The sequence below is a fragment of the Leucobacter sp. BZR 635 genome (assembly GCF_048061935.2).
GTDB lineage: Bacteria > Actinomycetota > Actinomycetes > Actinomycetales > Microbacteriaceae > Leucobacter.
Genome location: NZ_JBLUNZ020000043.1, coordinates 17,446 through 27,819, shown reverse-complemented (window position 1 = coordinate 27,819; position 10,374 = coordinate 17,446). Strand labels below are relative to the sequence as shown.

General features: G+C 67.7%; 7 protein-coding genes. 5 read left to right on the top strand and 2 right to left on the bottom strand.

The window, feature by feature from the left end:
• Positions 1-408, bottom strand: a 408-nt coding sequence (locus ACI1US_RS09140) for a DUF1177 family protein (protein WP_461639878.1), incomplete at its 3' end; no start/stop codon positions are given.
• 321 nt (positions 409-729) lie between these two features.
• Here ACI1US_RS09140 and ACI1US_RS09135 point away from each other — a divergent pair.
• The 5 genes from ACI1US_RS09135 (at position 730) to ACI1US_RS09115 (ending at position 9,394) form a co-directional block, all read left to right on the top strand.
• On the top strand, positions 730-1,479 hold the full coding sequence (locus tag ACI1US_RS09135; RefSeq protein ID WP_461639876.1) for an IclR family transcriptional regulator: 750 nt from the start codon (positions 730-732) through the stop codon (positions 1,477-1,479).
• 83 nt (positions 1,480-1,562) lie between these two features.
• On the top strand, positions 1,563-2,942 hold the full coding sequence (locus ACI1US_RS09130) for an anthranilate synthase component I family protein (RefSeq protein WP_461639875.1): 1,380 nt from the start codon (positions 1,563-1,565) through the stop codon (positions 2,940-2,942).
• Between the two features lie 75 nt (positions 2,943-3,017).
• Entirely contained in the window at positions 3,018-5,555 is a 2,538-nt protein-coding gene (gene leuS / locus ACI1US_RS09125) for a leucine--tRNA ligase (RefSeq protein WP_416549644.1), read from the top strand.
• 312 nt (positions 5,556-5,867) lie between these two features.
• On the top strand, positions 5,868-6,692 hold the full coding sequence (locus tag ACI1US_RS09120) for a helix-hairpin-helix domain-containing protein (protein WP_461639872.1): 825 nt from the start codon (positions 5,868-5,870) through the stop codon (positions 6,690-6,692).
• Positions 6,689-9,394 (top strand): ComEC/Rec2 family competence protein, encoded by a 2,706-nt coding sequence (locus ACI1US_RS09115; protein WP_461639870.1) that lies wholly within the window; start codon positions 6,689-6,691, stop codon positions 9,392-9,394. The genes ACI1US_RS09120 and ACI1US_RS09115 overlap by 4 nt, the downstream gene beginning before the upstream one ends.
• Here ACI1US_RS09115 and ACI1US_RS09110 read toward each other — a convergent pair.
• A complete protein-coding gene (locus tag ACI1US_RS09110) occupies positions 9,333-10,367 on the bottom strand; it encodes an ABC transporter substrate-binding protein (RefSeq protein ID WP_461639868.1) in 1,035 nt (344 codons plus the stop codon). The two genes, ACI1US_RS09115 and ACI1US_RS09110, sit on opposite strands and share 62 nt — an antisense overlap.
• Between the last annotated feature and the right edge of the window lie 7 nt (positions 10,368-10,374).

The following is a 10,374-nucleotide window of genomic DNA, read 5'->3' as shown; positions in this document are numbered from 1 at the left end:
GTCGTGCGGAACCGTGGGTGCCCAGCCCGTGACGTGCGTGGTGATGATGACGTCGCCGGGAAGCACATCGCCCTGGGCCGACATGTTCAAGAGCTTCGCTGCTGCGGAAAGCGCGGCCGCGCAGCCGTCACCGTCCGAGACAAAGCCGATGCGCTCGGGCCGTGCGCCGACGCCACCGAGACGGCCGATGATCCCGAGTGTGCGAGCGCTGCCGCCGGCCGACTTGCCGGCACTGCCCGGGATGAACACCCGAACGAAGTCCGTGGAGAGGCCATTCTCGCCTGGAATCGTCTGGACCGAGATTTCTGCCGCGGCGGCCCCCTGGCTGCGCAGGAAAGACGCAAGGGACTCTCCCGAGGTTTTTGGAGTGTCGAGGAGCTCGACAACATCGAGTACGTAGCGAAGCATGCGTGAGTTCTTTCTGTCGGTGCGTGCGAGGTGGTGCGGTGCCGCACGGAGCGGTCGTGCGCGGGCCGGAGCCGAAGCTGGTTCTAGTGCGGGCGCCGGTGCCGGCGCTGACACCGGATCCGGCACCGGAGCCGGAACCAGGCCCGGTGTCGGGTGCTGCTGCCGATTATCAGCACGGGCTCATCTCAATCACAACTCAATCTCACTATGTGAGAACTCTCGCTGAGTCGCGGGCACGCTGGCTATGCTTCTGGCAGACAGGAGATCCCCATCGATACAGCACCCGCGACGCCACAAGAGCGCCGCCCCGCACTCCAGACCGTGGACCGCGCGCTCGCAGTCCTGCTGTCATTCTCCACGCGCCGCACCGAGTGGGGCGTCATGGAGCTCGCAGCCGAGTTCGACCTCGACAAGTCGGCGGCACAGCGGTTGCTGAGCACCCTCACCCACCGGGGGTTTCTCTACGCCGATCCGGTCACGCGGCGCTACCGGATGGGCCCCGCGGTATGGCGGATTTCGCACACTTGGGAGCGCCGCGGCGGCATGGCGCTGCTCGTCGAGCCCGTACTCGCAGAACTCGCGGACGCCACGAGCCGGACAGCCTCATTCAACCTCGCTGACGGTGCTTACGTGCGCTGCGTTGCTGCGGTCGACGGAGGAGACGTTCCGATCCGAGATCACCCGCTCGTCGGCGAGCTCTACCCGGCACACGCGGGCGCGACCTCGCGCGCCTACTTCGCCTTCCTGTCGCCGTCGCAACGGCAGTCGCTCATGTACCACCGACCACTGGCGAAGTTCAGCGACCTGACTGCCCAAGACGCGCACACGATCGAGGCTGAGATGCTGCTTGTCGCGGAGAAAGGCTGGGCGTACTCGGAGGGAGAGTACGACAGCAACACGCGCGCGATCGCCGTGCCGGTGTTCGTACTCGGGCGGCCGGTCGGCTCGGTCAGCCTCGGCGAGCACAAGCGTGAGGATCTCGGTGACATCCGCGACCTCGTCTCACTGCTCTCCCAAACGGCGGGCAAGCTCGAGGCGCTCCTTTCCGCGCAGTCAGCTGAGCCCCGGTAACGCGCCGCTGCGTTCCGGGGCTTCCTGAGGCTTGGGCACGCCCCGAGCACTACGCTGTGAGGGTGGAATGTAGGGGAGACGCAATGAGCGCGCGGGCTGCTGCCCTGGCGCTCGCTCAAGGGGACGCGCCGTGGTTCTGGCTCGACGGCGAAGGCGCCCCTCCTGGCGAGCGCCGCGTGAGCTACCTCGGAATTGCGAGCGAGGTTCGTGAAGCGGTGCCGGGAGAGGAGCGCGCGTTCCTCGCTGGGTTGCGCGCGACCGCCGTCGATCCAGCCGCGAGGAGCAGTGCGCGCGATGCAGGATCATCGCCCGTCCTGGCAACCGCCGGTGGGTTTTCCGCGGGGTGGATCGCCGCCCTCGGCTATGAATTTGGCGTGTCCCTGCTGGGAGCCGATCCTCACCAGGATGCTACCGCGCCAGCGTTCGCACTGCGCGTTGCCGCGGTGCTCGTGATCGATCACGAGCACAGGTCCAGCGAGTTCAGGGGAGAATCAGGCGCGATTGCTGCGCTTCGTGCGGCGCTGGCTGCGGAGCCGCCAAGCGCGGAGGGCACGCGCCCCAGCCGCACCGTACCCGGCCCCACCGCACCCGGCCCCACCAAAGCCGGACCCACCGCTGCCGGAGCAGCCCACCAGTGGCGGCAGCAGCACTACGAGGAAGCGGTCGAGGAGTGCCGCGCCGCGATCCGCGCGGGCGACGCCTACGTGCTGTGCCTCACGGATACCGTTGAGCGAGAGACGGAGCTTTCGCCGCTTGAGCTCTACGAGCGACTGCGGGGAGGAGCAGTGCGCGGCGGGGTGATTTCGATTCCGGGCCGAGCCCTCGTGAGCGCGAGCCCGGAGCGGTTCCTCAGTGTGCGAGACGGTACTGTATCGACGCATCCGATCAAAGGCACCCGGCCGCGCGGGCAGTCACCCGAGCAGGATTCGGCGTTGGCTGCTGAGCTTGCCGCCGACCCGAAGGAACGCGCCGAGAACCTCATGATCGTTGACCTCATGCGCAACGACCTTGCCCGCGTGTGCGAGGTCGGCTCTGTGCGGGTGGAGCGCTTTCTCGCGGTCGAGACCCACCCGCGCGTGCATCAGCTCGTGAGCACGGTCGCGGGGGAACTTCGTGCTGACCTCGATGTCTGCGACGCGATTGCGGCGTGTTTCCCTGGCGGATCGATGACCGGGGCACCGAAACGAAGCGCGGTGGAGATCCTTGCCGGGCTCGAGGCCGGGCCGCGCGGGCTGTATTCGGGGTGTTTCGGGTGGATCGATGACTCAGGCGACGCCGAGCTCGCGATGACGATCCGCGGCATCGAGCTACGCCGCGAACCCTCAGACGGAGGGGCGTGGGGCGACGGGGCGACTGCGCGCGCGTTCGTGGGGGCGGGCGGTGGGATCACCATCGACTCCGACCCGGTGGCCGAGCGGCGAGAGCGTGATCTGAAGGCTGCCGCGATGCTGGCAATTCTTTGACGCCGAGCGGGATAAACTGGGTGGATGTGTGCGGTCCCTTGAGGCCGGAAATGATCGACGAGTGTTGAGGTGCGTGTGAGCGAGCAAGGAACCGGCCAGCAGGATGCTGAGCACGGCTATGACTTCAAGGCGATTCAGGATCGCTGGCTACCCGTCTGGGATGAGCTCAAGCCGTTTGAGGTGCCCGTAGGCCTCGAATCAGACAGGCCACGGAAGTACGTGCTCGATATGTTCCCGTACCCGTCGGGCGACCTCCACATGGGGCACGCCGAGGCTTTCGCCTTCGGCGACATCATGGCCCGCTACTGGCGTGGCCAGGGCCACGATGTGCTGCACCCCATCGGCTGGGACTCCTTCGGCCTACCCGCTGAGAACGCGGCGATCCAGCGAGGCATCGACCCGCGCGAGTGGACCTACGCGAATATCGACCAGCAGAAGGCCTCGTTCCGCACCTACGCGCCGTCCTTCGACTGGAGCCGCGTGCTCCACACGAGCGACCCCGAGTACTACAAGTGGAACCAGTGGATCTTCCTGAAGATGTACGAGAAGGGTCTTGCCTACCGCAAGGCCAGCTGGGTGAACTGGGACCCGGTAGACCAGACCGTGCTCGCGAACGAGCAGGTGCTCGCAGACGGCACCTCAGAGCGCTCCGGTGCCGTCGTCGTGAAAAAGAAGCTTACACAGTGGTACTTCCGCATCACCGACTACGCTGATCGACTCGTTGACGATCTCGATCAGCTCGAGGGCCGCTGGCCGTCCAAGGTCATCAGCATGCAGCGCAACTGGATCGGTCGTTCGCACGGAGCAGAGGTCGAATTCGAGATCGAGGGTCGCTCAGCGCGCGTTCCCGTGTTCACGACCCGCCCCGACACGCTCCACGGCGCGACCTTCATGGTGGTCGCCCCGGACTCCGACCTTGCTGCCGAACTTGCTGCCGGCGCCTCGCCCGCAGTGCGGATGCAGTTCCAGGCATACATGGAGCAGACGCAGAAGCAGACCGAGATCGAGCGGCAGAGCACCGACCGCGAAAAGACCGGCGTCTTCCTCGACCACTTCGCCGTGAACCCCGTGAGTGGCGAGCGCATTCCCGTCTGGGCATCCGACTACGTGCTCGCCGACTACGGGCACGGCGCGATCATGGCAGTGCCCGCGCACGATCAGCGCGACCTCGACTTCGCGCTGAAGTTCGACCTCCCGGTTCGGGTCGTCGTCGACGTGCGCGACGAAGACGGTGAGCCGCTCGCGGATCCCGCAGTCTCGGGTGTCGCCACCTCCGGCGAGGGCACGATGGTGAACTCCGCCGAGCTCGACGGACTCGGCAAGGACGCGGCAATCGCCCGCGCCATCGAGGTCCTCGAAGAGCGTGGCACCGGCCGCGCGACGACCACATACCGACTGCGCGACTGGCTGATCTCGCGTCAGCGCTACTGGGGCACCCCGATCCCGATCCTCTACTCCGAGGACGGCTCGATGCAGCCCGTCGCCGAGGAGTCACTCCCCGTGAAGCTGCCCGATGCGGCAGGCCTGGACCTCAAGCCGAAGGGATCCTCGCCGCTCGGCGCGGCAACCGAGTGGGCGACCGTCGTTGACCCCGAGACGGGGGAGACGCTCACGCGCGACCCTGACACGATGGACACGTTCGTGGACAGCTCGTGGTATTTCTTCCGCTTCCTCTCGGCGAACGATCCCACGCAGGCGTTCGATCCCGCAGAGGCGAAAAAGTGGGCCCCAGTTGACCAGTACGTCGGCGGTGTCGAGCATGCGATTCTGCACCTGCTCTACTCGCGTTTCATCACCAAGGTGCTGTTTGACCTCGGCTACATCGACTTCGAAGAGCCCTTCAGTGAAATGCTCAACCAGGGCATGGTGCTGCTCGACGGCGCAAAGATGTCAAAGTCGAAGGGCAACATCGTCGAGTTCGCTTCAGAGCTCGAAGAGCACGGCACCGACGCGCTGCGCGTCTCGCTCGTGTTCGCGGGCCCGCCCGAGGACGACATCGACTGGGCCGACGTGTCGGTGCAGGGCTCGGCGAAATTCCTCGCGCGCGCCTGGCGCATCGCGCACGACATTGAGGTCGGCGGAGCACCCGTGGGTGTCTCCTTTGCAGACGGCGACAAGGGGCTGCGTCGGGCAACGCACCAGCTGCTTATCGATGGGCCGCAGCTCGCCGAGTCCTACAAGTTCAATGTGCTGATCGCGCGCCTCATGGAACAGGTCAATGTGACCCGCAAGGCCATCGATTCGGGTTGCGGTGTCGCTGACCCCGCCGTTCGCGAGTCGGCCGAGGCGATCGCGGTCATCCTGTCGATGTACGCGCCGTATGCCGCGGAAGACATGTGGGCGATGCTCGGCCACGAGCCGACCGTGGGTCTCGTTGAGTGGCCGAAGGGCGATGCCTCGCTCACGGTCGTCGACGAGGTACTGATGATCGTGCAGGTCGACGGAAAGGTGCGCGACAAGATCACCGTGTCGCCGTCGATCAGTGAGGCCGATGCAGAGGCAGCCGCGCGCGCTTCTGTGAACGCGCAGCGTGCCATCGGCGACCGCGAGATCGTGAAGGTCATCGCGCGGGCCCCGAAGATCGTGTCGATCGCGACGAAGCCGGCAAGCTAGCCGCTTTCCACTCAGCCGGTCTGGGCCGCGGCGGCTGCCGTAGCCCAGACCGGCATTGCGTTCCTGCACGCAGAGAGCGTTCTGCACAGGCGAGGTTCCTCTCGCGAACCGGCTGAGCCGTCCACAATTCGCAATACGCGTCCCTCGACGTGCCTGCCTGCGGCCACACTGGTGCGCATGCATCCCTCACCTCGCGCCTCTTCCCATTCGAAAGCTGCCGCTCGGCGTCCTCATGAGCCAGACGACGACGTCTCCTGGGCCTCCCCACTGGGGCCTCCCGGGAAAGACCCTGGTGTTCGGGCGCTCACCGCTGTGCCACGTGAGGAAGCTCCCGGCGTCGCAGGGGGCGGCCGGTGGCGCACGGAAGCCTCCGCGGGCCCAGTCGACCCCGAGGCGCTCAGCTGGGCGCCGACTCCGACACTGCTGCAACGACTGACCAGCAGCCTGAGCCTGCCAGCCACCGTGGGTATTGCGCTGTTCGTCGTGGCGATTGCGGTGACCGCCGTCATCATGCTGCGCGGGCTTGCCGGAAGCACAGATTCGGCCGCCGCACACGTCGGCGTCGCGGATGGTGAGTCGGAGAGTCTTGCGGCTGGGGCTGGTGACCCGGGGGAGGACAGCATCTCGCCCGCGGCAGCAGACGCAGCGGGCGAGCCCGTGGCCGTGGTGATGGTGCACGTCATTGGAGAGGTGCGACGCCCGGGAGTGGTGGAGGTTCCCGCGTCCGCTCGGGTGCTCGACGCGATCGAGGCAGCGGGAGGGGCTACCGAAGGCGCAGACCTCAGCGCTCTGAACCTTGCCCGACAAATCGGTGACGGCGAACAGATTGCGGTACTCGACGTGGAGGCAGCCGCCCTACTGCGAGACGCCAAGGCCGCAGCCGGCGGTGATGTTGGTGGTGCAGACAGCAGCTCCGCGGGGACGGGCGCGGACGCGGGTGCGTCGCAGGTCGTGAACGTGAACACGGCGTCCGCAGAGGAACTCACACAGCTCTCTGGGATCGGGCCCGCACTTGCGCAGCGCATTATCGATTGGCGGAGCACGAACGGCCGGTTCGAGAGCGTAGACCAGCTGCTCGAGGTCAGCGGTATCGGCCAGAAAACACTCGACCGATTTCGCGAGCGGGTGGGCGTGTGAGCCTCGAGCTGCCCCGTGATCGCGCGCACGGGCAGTGGCGGCTGCTCGCACCAGCGGTGGGTGTCTGGATAGTGGCCGCAGCTACGATCCACACACCCGGCGCAGGGCTCATCCTCGCTGCGGCAGCAGGCGCGGGCGGGGTAGCGATGAGCGTGGTGCTCATGCGCTCCCGTGCTCGACCTCGCGCCGGTGCTCTCTCACGCTTCGGGGGTGTCGCGCTGGTCGGATGCGCTGCGCTACTCGTCCTTGGCGTGCGGATCGATGCGCTCGAGCGAGCGCGGGAGGCGCCCGCACTTCGGGACGCCGAAGGTAGCGGTCGGCAGGTCGAGGCACTGGTGCGCATCGCAGGCTACCCCGCCCCGATCGACGGAATTGGAGGCGAGCAGCGTGCCTGGGCGCTCGGGCGTCTCATCTCGGTCTCGGGCGACGTGCTGCCGAGGGAGGTCCCGGTGCTGCTGTGGCTTGCCGGTCCGCCCGAGGCGTCGTGGTATCCGGGGGCCGTGGTCGACCTCGAAGGCACACTCGTTCGAGGGCCTCCCGAAGCCCAGGCCGCGTATGAGGTCCGCGTGGGCGCGGTCTCCGAGCCGGCACCGAGGCAGGGGCTCAGGGAGTGGACTGGGTCTGTGGCGGCCCAGCTGCGAACGACGCTACGAGAGTCCGCGTTGGGTACCGCAGGTGCGACGCTAGTGCCGGGCCTCGCCGTGGGGGACACGAGCCTCATCGACGGCGAACTCGACCGGGTCATGCTGGCCGCAAGCCTCACGCACCTCACCGCGGTTTCGGGGTCGAACTGTGCGCTGGTGATCACCGCCATCTCCGCGACCGCTCGCAGGCTCGGAGCGGGCCGTCGGGTCCGTGTCCTGCTGAGCGCCACCGCTCTCGGCGGGTTCGTCGTGGTCGTCGGCCCGGACGCGAGCGTGCAACGGGCCGCCATTATGGCCGCGGTGCTGCTCGTTTCCGGCTACGGCGGGAAGCGTAGCGCGGCACTTCCCGCGCTCGGGCTCGCCACCTTCGTCCTTGTGATTGTGAACCCGTGGCAGGCGATCCAACCGGGCTTCGCGCTTTCGGTCACGGCGACCGCCGGGATCCTGCTCTGGGCGAATCCGATCGATCGGTGGCTGCGGAACCGGTGGAAGATGCCCGGCGTGCTGGCGCTGCCGCTCGCCGTGGCCGTGGTGGCGCAGGCCGTCTGCGCGCCGCTGCTGCTTCTGCTGCAGCCCGGGCTTCCCATCGGGGGCGTCCTGGCGAATGTGCTGGCTGCGCCAGCAGCGCCCCTCGGCACCGGGCTCGGGCTGCTCAGCCTGTTGCTCCTGCCGCTGAGCCCATGGCTCGGTGGGCTTGCTCTCTGGTGCGCGGTGTGGCCCGCGCGATGGATCGAAGCTGCGGGGCAGGTTGGGGCGGGCCTCCCCGGATCCCGGTGGTATTGGCCGGGCGGGTGGCCCGGCGCCCTGCTGCTCGCGGGAGTGTACGTCTGTCTCGGTGTCGCCGCACTGCTGGCGAGCAGGAGACAACGGCCACAACACCTCCCGCGGTGGCTCGCCCCAACCCGGGAGCGTGGGGCAGACCGCCCGGGATCGAGCTCCGCGGCCGTCGACGTGTCACTGCTCGCGATTCGCGCCGCAGCTGGTGCGGCTGCCGGGATCATCATCGCCGTAGTTGCGATCGTTCCGATCACTGTTCGGGGTGGAGTCCCGCGTGACTGGGCGGTCGTTGCGTGCGACGTGGGGCAGGGGGACGCGGTGCTGCTTCGCGACCCAGCGCAGCCCGACCAGGTGGTGCTCGTCGACACCGGCGATGACCCAGACCTGCTCGACAGCTGCCTCGACCTCTTCGGCGTCCGTCGGATCAGCCTGTTGGTGCTCACTCACGACCACCGTGACCACGTCGGAGCGCTCGACCGGGTGCTCGCGCGCGCCGACGCCGTGCTCGCCCCGCCCGCGGAAGACCAGAGCGAGCAGGCTGTGAGCCTCGCGAGTCGGCTTGGCAGGGCAGGGGTGACGGTGACCGTTGGGGCCGCCGGCCTGCGGAGCTCTGGCTTCAGCGAAGGGAACGCAGGAAACGCCGAAGCTGGTCTGGCGTGGGAGGTGCTCGGGCCGCCCACAGCAGCCCGGCACCGTGACACCAACGCGACGAGTCTGCTTCTGCGGGTGCGTGTTGCCGGGCTCACCGTGGTGCTCCTCGGGGACTCCGGTGAAACCGAGCAGCTGCGGCTGGTTCGGGAGTATCCGGGCGTGACTGCCGACATCGTCAAAGTCGCTCACCACGGCTCGCGCGACCAGGCAGCGGGCCTCTATGAACAGCTGCAGGCGAAACTGGCCCTGATCTCGGTCGGGGAAGGCAACCGCTACGGCCATCCCACCCCCGCGCTTCTCGAGATACTCGGGCGAACCGGCACTGAAGTGTTGCGCACGGATGACTTGGGCTCGATTGCTGTGCGCGTCACCGCCTCGGGAGTGGAACCCTGGGCCGCGGGGGAGCGCAGTCAAGTCGCCCAACAGCGAAGGGTCCGCCCGCGAGACCGGATCATCCGGTCACCGCGGGCGAACCCCGGGGTGAGGCGAGTGCAGCGCGACAGCACTGGCGCGACAGCACTGGCGCGACAGCACTGGGGCGACAATCCAGCACTATCGTTGGGCTGCCTTAGAACCCGTCGAACCCTGCGACGGCGTCAGCGATGCCGTTCACGAAGCTCGTGTACGTGAGCGCGAAGCCGAAGCGCTCGGCAAGGTTCCCGTCGATCCAGTGACCCGCGGCGACGGCGGGCACACGCTGCAGCAGCGGATCCAGGTCAGCGGCAACATCAGCCTTGTAGACGAGCAGCATGTCGGCATCTCCGAGTGAGCTGACCGCGCTCTCGTAGCTGAGCATGTGCCCGTCGCCGTTCGGGTTCGGCGGTGCCGACGTGATTTCTGCGTTGTCGAGCAGCGTGAAGCCGAGCTCGGGCAACACGATCTCGTAGATTGAGTCGCTTGAAATGACCGTGAAGTTGTCGGTCGGTGCGTGAATGACCGACGCAACCTTGCCCTCGGCGGCATCACCGATCCGCTCGCGGGCGTCGGCGAGGGCCCGCTCATACCCAGCGATTGCCTCGTCGGCCTGATCCTCGCGCCCGAGCAGCGACAGCTGCGCGGTCATTGCCTCGAACGGATTCTCAGCCGAAGCTCCCTCGACCTCCAGCCCGTCGTTCACCGCGAGCACCGGAGCGATCTCATCGAGCTTGAAATCCTCGCCCTCGTAGAAGTTCCACCAGCCGACACCGACGACGATCAGGTCGGGCTTGAACGACGCGATTTCCTCGCGGTTCAGGTCGAAGGCGGTGTTCTTCAGGTGCGCGACATCGTCATCGACGAGTTCGGAGAGGGGGCTATCGGTGCCGTAGGCGGTCGCCACGAGCGGATAGTCGGCGAGCAGCGCCATCTCCAGCCCACTGCGACTGTCGAGCACCACCACGCGCTGCGGGTCCGCCGGGAGTTCTGCTGAGTACCCCTCGTAGCTGAAGGTGATCGTGTCGCCCGAGGGAGCGGGGCTGCCTGCGCTGCCCGCCTCGGTGCCAGGAGTGCCCGGGGCGCAGCCGGCGAGCAACCCGGTGGCGAGTGCGGCGGCGAGGAGCGCTCGGACGCGCCGACGGCCGCTGGGGCGCGACTCGCGCAAAGGACGATGAACGGTGAGGGGCATGGCTTTC

Bases quoted from the DNA above. Each gene is read 5' to 3' on its own strand.
- ACI1US_RS09130 (WP_461639875.1), top strand. From the start codon at position 1,563: ATGAGCGCGCGGGCTGCTGCCCTGGCGCTCGCTCAAGGGGACGCGCCG.
- ACI1US_RS09110 (WP_461639868.1), bottom strand. From the start codon at position 10,367: ATGCCCCTCACCGTTCATCGTCCTTTGCGCGAGTCGCGCCCCAGCGGC.